A 15,941-nucleotide genomic window follows, 5' to 3' on the forward strand; every position below is an offset into this window, starting at 1 on the left:
TCAGCGAAATCTGACGCTTCGATACATTCATAGGCCATTTCTGATCATTCATCCACAAAGTGACGAATCTGATTGGACGAATGCGCATTCGCCTCCATGCTTTCCTCAAGACGTTCGGCAAGGAAGGCGGACCCGATGACGCAGCACGCCCTGCACCCCGCAGATGACCTGCTCCCCCGTGACATCCCGGTGCAGCTCATCGACCCGACGGGTGCACCCGTCACGGACGAGCACTTCACGCGTCCCGACAACGACGCTCTCCTGCGCGCCTACCGCGGCCTGGTCGAGGGCCGACGGATCAACGATCAAGCGAACGCGCTCGTGCGCCAGGGGCGGCTGGCCGTCTATCCCTCCTCCCACGGGCAGGAGGCCTGTCAGGTCGCCGCATCGCAGGTGCTCGGAGACCGCGATTGGCTGTTCCCGACGTACCGCGACTCGGTCGCCGTCATCGCGCGCGGTGTGAGTCCGGCCGACACCATGACGCTCCTCAAAGGCGACTGGCACTCGGGGTACGACTCCCACGAGCACCGCGTCGCTCCGCAGGCCACACCCCTCGCGACCCAGCTGCTGCACGCCGTCGGATTCGCGCAGGCGGCCAAGCACCGCGGTGAAGACACCGTCGTGCTCGCACTCTGCGGCGACGGCGCGACCAGCGAGGGCGACTTCCATGAGGCGATGAACTTCGCCGCCGTCTTCCATGTGCCGGTCGTCTTCTTCGTGCAGAACAACGAGTTCGCCATCTCGGTGCCGCTCTCACGGCAGACCGCGGCTCCCTCACTCGCGCACAAGGCCATCGGCTACGGCATGCCCGGACAGCGCGTCGACGGCAACGATGTCGCCGCGGTCCTCGCCGTCCTTGGAGAAGCCGTCGACCGTGCCCGCGCAGGCGGCGGCCCCTCGCTCGTCGAGGCGCACACCTACCGGATGCAGGCGCACACGAACGCCGACGACGACACCCGCTACCGCGAGCGCGAGGAGGTGCAGGCGTGGATCGCCCGCGATCCGCTCACCCGACTGCGCACCTACCTCACGGCAGAGGGCGCCCTCGACGAAGAGACCGAGGCAGCATTGGCGGCCGGCGCCGAAGAGATCGCCGCAGCTCTGCGCGACGCGCTCAACGCCGACAGCGAGCTCGACCCCGAAGACCTGTTCCGCTACGTCAGCACCACCCGCTCCCCGCAGCTCACCGAGCAGTGGGAGCAGCTGCGCGGCGAGATCGACCGCAGCATCCAGCCCACCGGAGGTCACTGATGACTCTCATGCATGACGAACCACGCGTCGAGGTCGACGCCCCCGTCGTCCAGACCATGACCATGGCCGCAGCACTCAACCGCGCACTCGCCGATGCGATCACCGAAGACCCGAACGTCGTGATCTTCGGTGAGGATGTCGGCGCGCTCGGCGGCGTGTTCCGCATCACAGACGGCCTCACCGAGCGCTTCGGCGAGGAGCGCTGCTTCGACACCCCGCTGGCTGAGTCCGGCATCATGGGCACGGCGGTCGGCATGGCTATGAACGGCATGCGCCCGGTCGTCGAGATGCAGTTCGACGCCTTCGCGCTCCCCGCCTTCGAGCAGGTCGTCAGCCACGTCGCGAAGCTCGGCAACCGTACGAAGGGCGCGCTGCGGATGCCCCTGGTCATCCGCATTCCGTTCGGCGGCGGCATCGGCGGTGTCGAGCACCACTGCGACTCGTCGGAGGCATACTACGCCCACACCCCGGGCCTCACCGTCGTCTCCCCATCGACCCCGCAGGACGCCTACTCGCTCCTGCGCGCGGCGATCGCGTCCCCCGACCCCGTCGTCTTCCTGGAGCCGAAGAAGCTCTACTGGTCCAAGGGCGAGGTCGACACCTCGCTGACCGCCGAGCTCGGCACGGCCAGGATCGCCCGGGAGGGCACGGATGTGACGGTGCTCACCTACGGAGCATCCGTCGGCACAGCCCTTGAGGCTGCCGAGATCGCTGCAGAGGAGGGGCGCAGCGTGCAGGTCATCGACGTGCGTTCGCTCTCGCCGTTCGACGACGCCACCGTGACCGAAGCGGTTCGCGGCACAGGGCGTGCGATCGTCGTCGCCGAGGCCCCCGGCTACGTCAGCGTGGCGAGCGAGATCCAGGCACGCGTGTTCGAGCGCTGCTTCGAGTTCCTGGAGGCGCCCGTGCGTCGCGTCACCGGCTTCGACACGCCCTACGCACCCCCGAAGCTCGAGCACTGGTACCTCCCCGACGCCGACCGCATCCTCGATGCGATCGATTCTCTGCACTGGGACGATGAAGAAGCGGATGCCTCATGACCACGATCGCCACACGTGTCTTCCGCCTTCCCGACCTCGGTGAAGGCCTGACCGAAGCCGGCCTCGTGCAGTGGCTCGTCGCTGTCGGCGACACGATCACGACCGACCAGGCAATTGCCGAGGTCGAGACCGCCAAGAGCGTCGTCGAGCTGCCCTCGCCATTCGCCGGAGTCGTGATCGCCCTGCACGGAGAGCCGGGAGAGACGATCGATGTCGGCGCTCCTGTGCTGGAGGTCGGCGATCCGGATGCCCCGCGCGCGACCGATCCCGCGGGTGCTCCTGCTGCCGCCGGCGCGGCCCCTGTCGACAAGACCGAGCAGGAGGCGTACCGCGCCGAGGAACGAGCCGGGTCCGGAAACGTGCTGATCGGTTACGGGACGACCGAGCGCGCAGGTCGCGGGCGTCGTCGCGCCCGCGTGTCTGCGTCCCCGCGGCGGGCCGCGGTGGCCTCTGCGGCAGCAGCCGAGGTGGCGGCCTCTACTGCAGTGCCTGCCCCCGCACAGCCGGACGCACCCGCGCCGGTATCCGCTCCCGCCCGCCGCACCGTCGCCGTGCGTTCGCCGCTCGTGCGACGTCTCGCTCGGGATCTCGGACTCGACGTGCACGCGATCACCGCGACCGGTGCCGACGGGGCGATCACCCGCGCCGATGTGCTCCGCGCCGCGGTGGATCACGCAGTCGACGGTGTCACCGCGCACACCGTCGGCGCCGCGTCGGCTCCCTCCCGCACGGGCGATCAGGTCGATGGGCTCGCCGTCCAGGCCCGCGAGAAGTTCTCTCCGCTGCGCAAGGCCGTGAGCGCGACGCTGACTCGCAGCCGCTCCGAGATCCCCGAAGCGACCGTCTGGGTCGATGTGGATGCCACGCGCCTGTGGGAGCTGCGCTCGGAGATGGCCGCGCCCGGCGAGAAGGCGCCGTCGATCACGGCGCTGATCGCGCGCTTCACGCTGCTCGCGCTCGTAGAGTATCCCCTGCTCGCCTCCCGACTGAACGAGGCGGGAGACGAGATCACGACCTTCGACGGCGTGAACCTCGGGATCGCCGCAGACACGCCCCGCGGACTCATGGTTCCGGTGATCCCGCAGGCACACACGCTCCCCGTCGCGCAGCTCGACGCGCAGCTGCGCGAGCTCGCCGAGACCGCGCGCGCGGGCCAGATGCCCCCGGAGCGGCTGCGCGGTTCGACCTTCACGCTCAACAACTACGGCGGCTTCGGCGTCGATGGCTCCGCGGCGATCATCAACCACCCGAACGTGGCGATCCTCGGCATCGGGCGCATCCTGGAGCGGCCGTGGGTCGTCGACGGACAGATCGTGCCCCGTCGGATCGCCCAGCTGTCGCTGGTCTTCGACCACCGGGTCTGCGACGGCGGCTACGCTGCGGGCTTCCTACGCCGTGTCGTCGACCTGATCGAGCAGCCCCTTCGCGCATTCGGGCAGGTGTGACGATGACAGAGGTCTTTCTGGTCGATGGCGTCCGCACTCCGGTCGGGCGCTACGGTGGTGCGCTGTCGAGCGTGCGCCCGGATGACCTGGCCGCCCTCGTCGTGCGCTCGGTCATCGATCGGGCCAGCCTGCCCGACGACGCGGTCGACGAGGTCATCCTGGGAGCTGCGAACCAGGCCGGCGAAGACAACCGCAACGTCGCCCGTATGGCGGTGCTGCTCGCGGGACTGCCCGACAGCATCCCCGGCATCACGGTGAATCGTCTGTGCGCCTCCGGGATGTCGGCGATCGCGATGGCCGCGCAGGCGATTCGCGCCGGCGACGCCGAGCTCATGGTTGCGGGCGGTGTCGAGTCGATGAGCCGCGCCCCCTGGGTGCAGGCGAAGCCCGAGCGCGCGTGGGCGAAGCCCGGCGACGCGTTCGATACCTCGATCGGGTGGCGCTTCGTGAACCCGAAGCTCGCCGCTCGTGAGAAGGCGACGTTCTCGATGCCCGAGACCGCAGAAGAGGTCGCGCGCCGAGAGGGCATCACCCGAGAGGACGCGGATGCCTTCGCCCTGCGCTCCCAGCAGCGCGCTGCCGCCGCAATCGACGCCGGGCGCTTCGATGCCGAGATCGTCGGCGTCGAGACTCGCGCAGGACGCGTGACTGTCGACGAAGGGCCGCGCCGAGACACGACCCTCGACGCGCTCGCAGGGCTTCGCCCCGTCGTCGCCGGCGGCAGCGTCGTCACGGCGGGCAATTCGAGTTCGCTCAACGACGGCGCATCCGCCATCATCGTCGCGAGCGGCGACGCCGTACGAAAGTACGGACTGACCCCTCGTGCCCGTATCGTGTCGGCCGCGTCCGCGGGGCTCGCTCCCGAGATCATGGGCCTCGGGCCGGTTCCCGCGACCGAGAAGGCGCTGCAGCGTGCGGGACTCTCGGTCGCCGATCTCGGCGCCGTCGAACTCAACGAAGCATTTGCGACGCAGTCGCTCGGATCGATGCGCGTTCTCGGGCTCGATCCCGAGCTCGTCAACCGCGACGGCGGCGCGATCGCGCTGGGTCATCCCCTTGGGTCGAGCGGATGCCGCATCGTCGTCACCCTGCTCGGACGCATGGAGCGCGAAGACGCCGCACGCGGACTCGCGACGATGTGCATCGGCGTCGGCCAGGGCTCGGCGATGATCGTGGAGCGTGTGTGATGGCATCCCCTCTGCTCATCGAAGAATCCGACGATCGCGTCGTCGCGACGCTCAATCGTCCGGAGCGCCGCAACGCGATCGATCAGGAGACGATCGACGCACTGCACGCTCTGTGCGCCGATCTGGAGACGACACCGCGCACGCTCATCCTCACGGGAGCCGACGGTGTCTTCGCCTCGGGGGCAGACATCGCCCAGCTGCGCGAGCGTCGCGCCGAGGATGCCCGCCGCGGGATCAACGCCCTGGCCTTCATCCGGGTGCACGATCTTCCGATGCCCGTGATCGCAGCGCTTGACGGCTACGCGCTCGGGGGCGGGGCCGAACTCGCCTACGCCGCCGACATCCGCATCGGCACCCCTGCTCTGCGCATCGGCAACCCCGAACCCGGACTCGGCATCATCGCGGCGGCCGGGGCGACCTGGCGGCTGCCGGAGATCGTCGGGGACGCCCGTGCGAGCGAACTCCTTCTCACCGGACGCGCGCTCACGGCAGATGAGGCGCTTGCCTGGGGCCTGATCTCGGCGATCCATCCGGCTGACGGCCTGCTCGGTGCCGCGCACGCGATCGCCGATCGGATCGCCGCGAACGACCCGCTCGCGGTGCAGTACACGAAGCGCGCGCTGCACACGCCCCGCGCGCAGCATCCGCAGATCGAATTCGAACTGCAGGCCGAACTTTTCGAGAGCCCCGAGAAGATGCGCCGCATGTCGGAGTTCCTGGAGAGAAAGGCGAAGCGATGACCGCGCCCAGTGTTGTCGGAGTGCTCGGCGGAGGCCGCATGGGCGCCGGGATCGCGCATGCCTTCCTGCTCGCGGGGTCTCGCGTCCGCGTGGTGGAGCGTGACGTGCAGAGCGCGAACGCCGCCGCACAGCGCATCCTGGAGAGCATCCGCCGCTCGGTGGAACGCGACCCCGCACTCGACGAAGCCGACCTTCGTGCGCGCCTCGACACCGGCACCGACATCGGCGCCTTCGCGGACAGCGACCTCGTCGTCGAAGCGGTACCGGAGGACCGCGGGCTGAAGGCCGACGCCCTTGCTCGCGCGGAGGAGGTCATGCATGTGGCATCTGTGCTCGCGAGCAACACCTCGTCGATCTCGATCGACGATCTCGCCGCCGACCGACTGCGTCCTTCCCAGTTCCTCGGACTGCACTTCTTCAATCCGGTGCCGGCCTCTGCGCTCGTCGAGATCGTGCAGGGCGAAGAGACCAACGCCGCCGCCATCGAGAACGCACAGCGCTGGGTCGAGGCCCTCGGCAAGACGCCGATCGTCGTGCGTGACTCCCCCGGCTTCGCCTCGTCGCGTCTCGGCGTGATGCTCGGGCTTGAGGCGATCCGAATGCTCGAAGAGGGCGTCGCCAGCGCGGCGGACATCGATGCGGCGATGACGCTCGGGTACCGGCATCCGATGGGGCCCCTGCGCACGACCGACATCGTCGGCCTCGACGTGCGTCTCGGCATCGCCGAAGAGCTCGCCGCCCAACTGGGCGACCGTTTCACCCCGCCCGCTCTGCTGCGCGAACTCGTCGCAGAGGGGCACCTCGGCCGCAAGAGCGGACGAGGCTTCTACGACTGGACGGCAGAACAATGACGCTCACCGCTCCCCACTCGCTCGACCCGCAAGGAACGCCGATGACCTCCCTCCTGCCCAGTTATGTGTCCGGTTCGTGGTGGACGGCGGATGCCGCGGCGTCCACCTCGGAGGTGCGCGACGCTTCGACCGGTGAGGTCGTCACGCGCGTCAGCACCGAGGGACTCGACCTTGCGGGAGCGCTTGAGTATGCACGCAGCGTCGGGCAGCAGAGCCTCGGCGCGCTCACGTTCCATCAGCGCGCCGTGCTGCTCAAGCAGTTCGCGCTCGCGCTCACCGAACGCAAGGCCGAGCTGTACGAGCTCTCCGCGCGCACCGGAGCCACGAAGACCGACTCCTGGGTCGACATCGACGGTGGCATCGGCGTGCTCTTCTCCTATTCGGGCAAGGGGCGCCGCGAGCTGCCGAACAGCCAGGTGTACGTCGACGGGCCCGTCGAACCCCTGTCGAAGGATGGTTCATTCCTCGGCCGGCATATCTACACGCGCCTGCCCGGTGTGGCGGTGCAGATCAACGCGTTCAACTTCCCGGTGTGGGGATCGCTGGAGAAGTTCGCCCCCGCGTTCCTGGCTGGTATGCCCACGCTCGTGAAGCCGGCAACGCCCACGGGATACCTCGCGGAGGCGTTCGTGCGCATCCTCGTGGAGTCGGGGCTGCTGCCCGAAGGCTCGCTGCAGTTGGTGAGCGGAAGCGTTCCCGACCTGTTCGACAACCTGCAGCTCGGCGACATCGTCGGCTTCACCGGAAGCGCATCGACCGCGACCTCGCTGCGCGCCCACACGGCCGTGCAGACCGGTGGGGTGCGCTTCACTGCCGAGACCGACTCGATCAACGCCTCGGTGCTCGGCACGGACGCCGTGCAGGGGACGCCCGAGTTCGATGCGTATGTGCGCCAGCTCGTGACCGAGATGACGACCAAAGCCGGTCAGAAGTGCACGGCGATTCGTCGGGCGATCGTTCCGGCAACGACGGCGGATGCCGTGATCGAGGCTGTGCGGGCCCGCATCGCCGAGAAGGTCGTGCTGGGCGACCCGCGCGCCGAAGGCACGTCGATGGGACCACTCGCCTCGACGGCGCAACGCGATGAGGTGCTGCGGCAGGTCGGTGCGCTCGTCGCCGCAGGCGGCGAGATCGTCGTGGGGTCGACGGATGCCCCGGAGGTGCTTCTCGCGGATGGTTCGCGCGGCGCCGCGTCCGATGGCGCCTTCGTCTCGCCCGTCCTGCTGCGCTTCGACGACGCATCCGTCGAAGCGGTGCACGAGTTGGAGGCCTTCGGACCGGTGTCGTCGCTGCTCACCTACGCGACCACCGCAGAGGCTGCCGACCTCGTCGCCCGCGGCGGCGGTTCTCTCGTGACGAGCGTCGCGACGCATGACCCCGCGCAGGCGGTGGAACTGGCCGGACGCATCGCCGCGTACAACGGCCGGATGCTGCTGCTCGACCGCGACGACGCGCGCTCGTCGACCGGTCACGGATCGCCGTTGCCGAACCTCGTGCACGGTGGCCCCGGTCGCGCCGGCGGCGGCGAGGAGTTGGGCGGCATCCGCGCCGTGCTGCACCACATGCAGCGCACCGCTGTGCAGGGTTCACCCGAGATGCTGACGGCGCTCACGGGCGTCTGGCACGCGGGGGCTGCGGCGCAGAGCGAGGGACGCCACCCGTTCCGCAAGTCGCTGGCCGAGCTGCGCATCGGCGACCAGATCGCCTCGGCCACGCGCGAGGTGACACTCGACGACATCGAGACCTTCGCGCACTTCACCGGTGACACCTTCTACGCGCACATGGATGAGGATGCTGCGGCGGCGAACCCGTTCTTCCCCGGACGCGTGGCGCACGGCTACCTGCTCGTCTCCTGGGCCGCCGGACTCTTCGTCGATCCCGAGCCGGGCCCGGTGCTCGCCAACTACGGTCTGGAGAACTTGCGCTTCATCACGCCCGTCTCCCCCGGTGACACGATCCGCGTCACCCTCACGGCGAAACAGATCACGCCGCGCGAGACCGACGAGTACGGCGAGGTGCGCTGGGATGCCGTCATCCACAACCAGAACGACGAGATCGTCGCGAACTACGACGTGCTGACGCTGGTTGCGAAGGAGTAACTAGGGTGCCGCGCGGGTGGCGGTGGCAGGTTTCGCGCCCGCCCCGCCACTCGGGCGCATCGCCACGATTTCCGCGTGAACCGCGGCTGCGGCTGCCTTCAGCTCTGCGATCGTCATCCCCGGCACTCTGACGTACTTGAGGACGGATTCCGGGGCGAAGTGATTGAACTCTCCACGCCCGTGGTGCTTCTGCGCCAGAGGTGAAGGAAAAGTAAAGAACTGCGGATGCTGGCGACTGAATTCTTCGCGCTGGTGGCGCGAAGCGTCCGAATCTCCCTTGTAGGGAGCGTCGTAGTAAATCGCGGTGCGGCGGAAGTCATCACCTTGTAGCTGCCATCCGATGTGCAAATCGACGCCGTCGATCCGCACATACTCGAAGGCTTCGACCAGCGGTTTCGCGCGGGTCATGCCGCTACCTGACGGTTGCTCCAGAGTCGGGATTGCGTCATTGATTGCGCGTGCCACGCGTTGCGCACGCGCTTTGTGCAGCGCCGCCCGCATCTGTGAACTACCAATCACCTCGTTGACCGTGCTGTTCTGCCAAACCGTCTCAGAGTCGGAGCGCACATCGACCGTATCGATGAGACGTTGCAGGTCCTCGATGAGATCGGCGTAATGGCGCATCGTCTCGACTTCGTACGTCTGCGTCTCTGTCTCCGGAAGAGCGGCACGGATCCGCGTAGCTAGATCGCCGTAGCGCAGGTGCTGCCAGTTTCCCGCGTCGAAGCCCGGTGCGCTGACGGACAGGAGAACAAGACCCGGCGCATGTGGCCAAGTGCGAGTCGTGGCTTCGTAGGCGTCAAGCTGCTTCTTCCCCGGGAGCGAGAACACCTTGTTCTCGATCACCACGGGGGCGCGATCTGGCCAGTGGAAGACGAGGTCCATGTTCTTCGGTTCGCGTTCTGGAAAGCGCCCGCGATCGACCCCCTCGGGGGCATAACTGCGAAAGACGGCGTCGGCAGCATCCGGAAGAACCTCGAAGAACCAACCGACGAGGTTGGAGTGAAAAAGCTCCCGCTGCCCGTGCATGAGCCGCCCCAGTGGGTTTGTGTTGATTCTCGCGGCGATCTCGCCCAACTCTTCTGTCACCTCTGAACCGTAGCGGGAATGCCGGGGGCTGCGAGGGCAGATGACTGGTGAACTGTACGGGGCTACTCGAGCAGGGGCGTGAGGGCTGGCGCAGCCGCGCGAGCCCTCAACCGCGTAGACACAGCATGGCGCGGCCCTCCTACCCGCGCAGTGCGAGCACGAACGGCAGGACGTCGGATGCTCCGGCCTGGCGTAGCACGCGCGCGGCGGCGGTGAGGGTCCAACGGCTGTCGGCCTGGTCGTCGACGAGCAGCACGGGGCCGGCGGGAATCTCGAGGTGGTCGGCGGAGAACCGATCCCAGACGGATGCCAGACGGAACACACTGTTTCCTCCGGGACCGCCCGCGCTGTGCGGCGCCCGGTCTTCAAGGGCGCCGAGGTATGGGAGTCGACCGATCTCGCTGAGGCCGCGCGCGAGGGAGTCGACGAGAAGCGGGCGCGACTGCGAGGGCATCGCGACAACGGCCACCGGGCGCTCCGCCCATTTCCACTCGGCGAGAACCCGCACGCAGGCGTGGAGCATCTGCGGCGTGATCGGGGCGTCCGCTGCTCCCGCGGCGAACAGGTCGCGCAGGGCCCCTCCCCAGCCGAGGTCGGTGAGGCGCGCGAGCGCCCTGCCCTCGGAGGCCTGCTCTCCCGGAGGAATCCGGCCCTTCAGCGGGACGTCAAGCCGATCCGCACCTGTCGGCCAGGCTTTGCGCGGTTCAATGGGCACTCCGACGCGGTCGAGCGAGGAGCTCGCCGCGGCAGCATCCGACTCACCGATCGAGGCGGGAAACCAGACACCCGCGCAGTTGTCGCACCGACCGCAGGGCGTGGCGGTGTCGTCATCGAGCGTACGCTGCAGGAATTCCATGCGGCAGCCGTCGGTCTGCTCGTACTCGATCATGTGCTGCTGCTCTGCGACGCGCTCGGCCGCGATCCGCTCGTAGCGTTCGGCGTCGTAGACCCAGGACTCACGGGTCGAGACCCATCCCCCCTGCACCCGGCGCACGGCGCCGTCGACATCGAGCACCTTCAGCAGCAGCTCGAGCGGCGTGCGGCGGATGTCGACCATCGCCTCCAGCGCGGGCGTGGAGATCGGCTGGTCGCCGAGCGCGTTCAGCACCCGCTCGGCGCGATCACGATCGGGCATGGATGCCGTGGCGAAGTAGTGCCAGATGTCGCGATCTTCGGTGCCGGGAAGGAGCAGCACGTCGGCACTCTCGCTTGCACGGCCGGCGCGACCGACCTGCTGGTAGTAGGCGACGGGCGAGGATGGCGCACCGAGATGCAGCACGAATCCGAGATCGGGCTTGTCGAATCCCATCCCCAGTGCGCTCGTCGCGATGAGCGCCTTGATCTCGTTGTTCTTCAGCATCCGCTCGGATTCGGCGCGCTCATCGGCGTCGGTCTGCCCCGTGTAGGCGCGCACATTGTGGCCGTGCTCCCGCAGCAACCGTGCAGTGTCGACGGCGGCTGCGACCGTCAGCGTGTAGATGATGCCCGACCCCTGCAGGTCGTTCAGGTGACTGAGCAGCCACGCGAGCCGCTGGGTAGAGTTCGGCAGGCGCAGGACTCCGAGGCGGAGGGATGCTCGCGCGAGCGGTCCGCGAATCGTGAGCACGCCATCGCCGGCATCCGATGCTCCTGCGCCCAACTGTTCGGCGACATCCGCGACCACCCGACTGTTCGCCGTCGCGGTGGTGGCGAGCACCGGCACGGTGGGCGGCATCTGGGTGATGAGGTCGCGCAGGCGCCGGTAGTCGGGTCGGAAGTCGTGACCCCAGTCGCTGATGCAGTGCGCCTCGTCGACGACGAGCAGACCGAGGCGCTGGATGAGCGCGGGCAGCTGCTGCTCGCGGAAGGCCGGGTTGTTCAGACGCTCCGGTGAGACGAGCAGCACGTCGACCTCGTCGCGATCCAGCTGCGCCAGGACATCGCCCCACTCGTGCGCATTGGTCGAGTTGATCGCCACCGCGCGCACTCCGGCGCGCTCCGCAGCGGCGATCTGGTCGCGCATGAGAGCGAGCAGAGGCGAGACAAGCACCGTGGGCCCCGCGCCCTGCCGCCGCAGCAGGAGCGTCGACACGAAGTACACCGCGGACTTGCCCCATCCGGTGCGCTGTACGACGAGCGCGCGCCGCCGACCTTCGACCAGAGCCTCGATCGCCTCGTACTGTCCGTCGTGGAACTCGATGTCGGGGCGGCCGACCAGGTCTCGCAGCGCGGCGAGCGCCGCAGCACGGGTATCGACGGATGCTGCGGAGGAGGTCATGCTTCTACTCTGCCGCAGGGCGCGGACATCGCCGCTCCTCCGGATCGCAAAAGTAGGGCTATCCGGGAAAGGCATGCCTTTGCCATTCTTGACGTGACGGAGGAGGAATCATGTTCGAATCGGACGTACTCGATGTCACCCAACAGGCCTCCACAGGAGACCTGCCCGCGAAGTCGCACGTCGATGACCTCATCGCGGATGCACATGCGCGGTACGCGGGTCTGTCCGATGGAGTGGTCGCCGACTACATCCCGATTCTCGCCGAGGCCGAGCCGAGCTGGTTCGGGCTGACGCTCGTCGGCATCAACGGCAGCACCCACAGCGCGGGCGATGCAGACATCACCTTCTCGATCCAGTCGATCTCGAAAGCGTTCGTGTTCGCACTGGTCTGCGAGGAGGTCGGCCATGCCGCCATCCATGACCGGATCGGCGTGAACAACACCGGGCTGCCCTTCAACTCCGTCATGGCCGTGGAGCTCAACGGCGGCAACCCCATGAACTCGATGGTGAACGCCGGGGCGATCGCGACGACAGCGCTGATGCCGGGGCGGACGATTGCTGCGAAGTGGGAGAACATCCGCAACGGGCTCTCCCGGTTCGCCGGTCGCGCGCTCGAGATGGACGACACCGTCTATGAGTCAGAGATGCTCACCAATCAACGGAACAAGGCGATCGCTCGGCTGCTGCAGAGCTACAAGCGGCTCGACCCCGATCCGCTCGACATCGTCGACATCTACACCCGGCAGTGCGCACTCTCGGTGACCGCCACCGATCTCGCGATCATGGGATCGACTCTGGCCAATGGCGGCGTGAACCCGATCACGGGCGAACAGGTCGTCTCTGCCTGGGCGAGCCGCGACACTCTCGCGCTCTTGGCCTCGTGCGGCCTGTACGAACGCTCCGGCGAGTGGCTGTTCGAGGTCGGGCTTCCCGCGAAGTCCGGCGTCTCGGGCGGCATCGTTGCGGTCGCGCCAGGAAAGGGCGCGCTCGGCGCCTTCTCTCCGCCTCTGGATTCGGCGGGCAACAGCATCCGCGGGCAGCGTGCGTGCGCCTATCTGTCCCGGTCTCTCGGCCTCAATCTCTTCGCCTCCAGCACTCTTGACAGCTTTGCCTCCTAGGAGATCCGACGATGTCTCACACCTCGCTCGCTGACGATGCCACTCAGGAGAAGCGTTCCTGGGGGCCGATGATCGGCCTGTTCCTCGCCCAAGTGCTGATGTCGTTCAACGTCGCGGCGCTCCCGATCTCGCTCGGCGGGATGGTCGAGGACTTCGGCGTCCCGCCCACCGTCGCATCCTCCACCATCGTCGTGTACGGCCTTGCGGTGGCAGCGCTCGTGATGACCGGCGCGAAGCTGGGGCAGCGCGTCGGATGGGTGCTGATCTTCCGCGTCGTGATCGTGGTCTTCGCGGGGTCGTCGGTCATGATGATCGTCTCACCGAACGTCGGCTGGGCGATCGGCGGGCAGGTGCTCGCGGGCGCGGCGGCCGCCATCATCGTGCCTGCTCTCGTGGCTCTCATCGCCGAGAACTATCGAGGCAGCCAGCAGGCGACGGCGGTGGGATCGCTGGGATCGGCCCGCGCGTTCTCGGGCATGAGCGCCTTCCTCATCGGCGGCACGATCGGCACGCTGGTCGGCTGGCGTCCCGTGTTCTTCGTCACGCTCGGACTCGCGGTCGCCGTGTTCCTGCTGAGCTTCAGTCTGCGCAGCGACAAGGGTAACCGTGAGATCAAGATCGACCTCGTCGCATCCGCGCTCATCGGATCGGCGATCGTGCTGCTGACCCTCGGCTTCAACAACCTCAACGGCTGGGGCATCTTCTTCGCCACCGAGACCGCCCCGTTCACGATCGCCGGCTTCTCCCCCGCTCCCGTCTTCGTCATCGTCGGCGTGATCCTCGGGCAGCTGTTCTTCGTCTGGACGAGGCGGCGGATGCGCGACGGAAAGGTGCCGTTGGTCGATCTCAGCGTGCTGCGTCGCCCCAGCGAGCGTGCGGCGATCTATGCGATGTTCGTGATCGTCGCGATGGAGGCGTCCGTGAACTTCACGGTGCCGACCTACATCCAGGTCGTGCAGGGACGCACGCCGTTCGATACGTCACTGGCGATGATGCCGTTCAACCTCACGGTCTTCGTGACGGCCATGCTCGTCATCCGCTTCTACAAGAAGTACTCGCCGCGCAGCATCGCGCTGTTCTCGTTCGTGCTGACGACTGCGGCGCTGCTGTGGCTGGCGTTCGTCGTCAACAACAACTGGGAGACGCTGCCGACGATTCTCGGCCTCATCGTGTTCGGCATCGGCCAGGGCGCGCTGGTCACGCTCGTCTTCAACGTGCTCGTGACCGCGGCTCCGAAGGAGCTGGCGGGCGATGTCGGATCCCTGCGCGGCACGACACAGAACCTGGCCTCTGCCGTCGGCACGGCCGTCATGGGCGCCGTGCTCGTGACGACGCTGAGCTTCGGTGTCACACAGGCCGTGGAGGAGCACCCCGAGCTGCCCGCCGAGCTCGTCGCGCAGGTCGACCTTGACCAGGTCAACTTCGTCAGCAACGACAATCTGCGGAGCGTCCTGGAGGGAACGACGGCGACGGACGAGCAGATCGAGGCGGCGATCACCCTCAACGAGGAGCAGCGCCTGCGCACGCTCAAGCTCGGCTTCCTGATTCTTGCGGGCGTCAGCGCTGCCGCGGCGCTTCCGGCATCGCGTCTGCCGAAGTACCGGCCTGACGAGATTCCTGCCTAGCGGGCGGCGTGACCGCACTGCGCCGCCGTTGGGATGCGGCGGATATCGATGACATCCGTGCCCAGCTGGTCACGCAGCAGCGGATCTCAAGGCCGCCGCACACGCTCACCTCGCGGTGGCCGCGGACGGATGACGGGCTCGTCGATCTGCGCGGCATCGATGCCGGATCCATGGGCCTCGACATCCGCTACGTCACCCTGCAGGGACTGGATCTGAGCCACGCACGGGGTGCGCTGCGCACGTTCGAGGCCGAGCTCACCGACTGCCACCTCGACGGGGTGACGTTGACCGGTCAGCCACATCTCGGTCGTCTTTTCGAGCGCTGCAGTTTTCGGAACGCGAAGCTCTCGCGAGCGTCGATCGGCCCGAAGGTCATCGACGTGGACTTCACAGGAGCGAAGGCCACGCGCGTGCGCTCGGTTCCGAACTCGGTCTTCGAGCGCTGCGCCTTCGACGGCGCTGACCTCTCAGGAGCCCAGTTCGACGGTGCGAAGTTCATCGACTGCACGTTCGAGGGTGCCGTGTTCTCGGCGTCGACGACGTTCACGCGGTGTGAGTTCGTGCGCACGTCCGTGATGCTCTCGCCTGCGCAGGTGAGGCGCTGCACGGTCGATGGTGTGATGGTGGCCGATCAGTGGGACGGCGAAGCCGAAGCGGATGCTGCGCTGGAACGGTACGCGAAGAAGTACGCGCGCGCGGTGAAGAGTGGGGACGCGGCGGAGATGGCGCTGCATGATGAGAGCTGAGGGCGACTGCTTCGAGAAGCGCCCTCACCGCCCCGTGACGAAAGCCCTCCCGCGCACCTCCGCGACAACATCCCCCACCTGATCCGTCACGGTGATGTCGTAGACCCCGTTCCGCCCCCGCAAGACTCTCCGCTGCGCGGTCGCCGTCAGCACGTCTCCCACCCCGGTCGACTTCAGAAACGACACATCCGCACCCTGCGCCACCGTCACGCGGTCATCTTCGTTGCACGCCACGGCGAATGCCGTATCAGCAAGCGTGAAGACCAGTCCCCCGTGCGTGATCGCGAAGCCGTTCGTCATGTCTTCGCGCACGGTCATCGACACCACGGCGAGCCCCGGCTCATCACGCTCGAGCACCATCCCGAGCGCTGCTGAGGCCTGATCCGCCTGCAGCATCGCGCGCAGCTCCGTAGCATCCGGACCGATCTTCACTCCACCCATGTCATCCCCCTTCGACGAACCGGCTATGGGCCGTATTGCACCACGGCCCCAC

13 protein-coding genes are annotated in these 15,941 nt (G+C 67.8%); 10 read left to right on the forward strand and 3 right to left on the reverse strand.

Annotated elements, in window-relative coordinates; genetic code table 11:
- Positions 1–135: 135 nt before the first annotated feature.
- The 7 genes from pdhA to paaZ are packed head-to-tail and all read left to right on the forward strand — an operon-like array spanning position 136 to position 8,613.
- Positions 136–1,251, forward strand: a complete 1,116-nt coding sequence (gene pdhA / locus JOD62_RS03010; RefSeq protein ID WP_204937842.1) for a pyruvate dehydrogenase (acetyl-transferring) E1 component subunit alpha — start codon at positions 136–138, stop codon at positions 1,249–1,251.
- Complete coding sequence (locus tag JOD62_RS03015) at positions 1,251–2,291, forward strand: alpha-ketoacid dehydrogenase subunit beta (protein WP_204937843.1); 1,041 nt, start codon at positions 1,251–1,253, stop codon at positions 2,289–2,291. The genes pdhA and JOD62_RS03015 overlap by 1 nt, the downstream gene beginning before the upstream one ends.
- Positions 2,288–3,736, forward strand: a complete 1,449-nt coding sequence (locus tag JOD62_RS03020; protein WP_204937844.1) for a dihydrolipoamide acetyltransferase family protein — start codon at positions 2,288–2,290, stop codon at positions 3,734–3,736. Before JOD62_RS03015 ends, JOD62_RS03020 begins: the two co-directional genes overlap by 4 nt.
- 2 nt (positions 3,737–3,738) lie before the next feature.
- The gene (locus JOD62_RS03025; protein ID WP_204937845.1) at positions 3,739–4,923 is read left to right on the forward strand and encodes a thiolase family protein; all 1,185 of its coding nucleotides are present in this window, start codon (positions 3,739–3,741) and stop codon (positions 4,921–4,923) included.
- Complete coding sequence (locus JOD62_RS03030) at positions 4,923–5,663, forward strand: enoyl-CoA hydratase/isomerase family protein (RefSeq protein ID WP_204937846.1); 741 nt, start codon at positions 4,923–4,925, stop codon at positions 5,661–5,663. The genes JOD62_RS03025 and JOD62_RS03030 overlap by 1 nt, the downstream gene beginning before the upstream one ends.
- On the forward strand, positions 5,660–6,514 hold the full coding sequence (locus tag JOD62_RS03035; RefSeq protein WP_204937847.1) for a 3-hydroxyacyl-CoA dehydrogenase family protein: 855 nt from the start codon (positions 5,660–5,662) through the stop codon (positions 6,512–6,514). Before JOD62_RS03030 ends, JOD62_RS03035 begins: the two co-directional genes overlap by 4 nt.
- A 41-nt stretch (positions 6,515–6,555) precedes the next feature.
- A complete protein-coding gene (gene paaZ, locus JOD62_RS03040) occupies positions 6,556–8,613 on the forward strand; it encodes a phenylacetic acid degradation bifunctional protein PaaZ (RefSeq protein WP_204937848.1) in 2,058 nt (685 codons plus the stop codon).
- Here paaZ and JOD62_RS03045 read toward each other — a convergent pair whose 3' ends face one another.
- Positions 8,614–9,702 carry a PDDEXK-like family protein gene (locus JOD62_RS03045; RefSeq protein WP_204937849.1) on the reverse strand — a complete coding sequence of 363 codons (1,089 nt, stop codon included), beginning with the start codon at positions 9,700–9,702 and terminating at the stop codon, positions 8,614–8,616. It lies immediately after the preceding gene.
- Positions 9,703–9,841: 139 nt separating this feature from the next.
- Positions 9,842–11,959, reverse strand: a complete 2,118-nt coding sequence (locus JOD62_RS03050; RefSeq protein WP_204937850.1) for a RecQ family ATP-dependent DNA helicase — start codon at positions 11,957–11,959, stop codon at positions 9,842–9,844.
- A gap of 110 nt (positions 11,960–12,069) precedes the next feature.
- On the opposite strand from JOD62_RS03050, the gene glsA reads away from it, so the two are divergent.
- From glsA to JOD62_RS03065, 3 genes are read left to right on the forward strand one after another with little or no spacing between them, the layout of a single operon-like run.
- Positions 12,070–13,077, forward strand: coding sequence for a glutaminase A (gene glsA / locus JOD62_RS03055; protein WP_204937851.1), 1,008 nt, complete (start codon positions 12,070–12,072; stop codon positions 13,075–13,077).
- 11 nt (positions 13,078–13,088) lie between these two features.
- Positions 13,089–14,702 carry an MFS transporter gene (locus tag JOD62_RS03060; RefSeq protein WP_239526527.1) on the forward strand — a complete coding sequence of 538 codons (1,614 nt, stop codon included), beginning with the start codon at positions 13,089–13,091 and terminating at the stop codon, positions 14,700–14,702.
- Positions 14,703–14,710: 8 nt separating this feature from the next.
- On the forward strand, positions 14,711–15,448 hold the full coding sequence (locus JOD62_RS03065) for a pentapeptide repeat-containing protein (RefSeq protein ID WP_204937852.1): 738 nt from the start codon (positions 14,711–14,713) through the stop codon (positions 15,446–15,448).
- Between the two features lie 24 nt (positions 15,449–15,472).
- Here the strand turns inward: JOD62_RS03065 and paaI are convergent, their stop codons facing one another.
- On the reverse strand, positions 15,473–15,889 hold the full coding sequence (gene paaI, locus JOD62_RS03070) for a hydroxyphenylacetyl-CoA thioesterase PaaI (protein ID WP_204937853.1): 417 nt from the start codon (positions 15,887–15,889) through the stop codon (positions 15,473–15,475).
- Positions 15,890–15,941 lie beyond the last annotated feature (52 nt).

This window comes from Microbacterium keratanolyticum, assembly GCF_016907255.1.
Taxonomy (GTDB): Bacteria; Actinomycetota; Actinomycetes; order Actinomycetales; family Microbacteriaceae; genus Microbacterium; species Microbacterium keratanolyticum.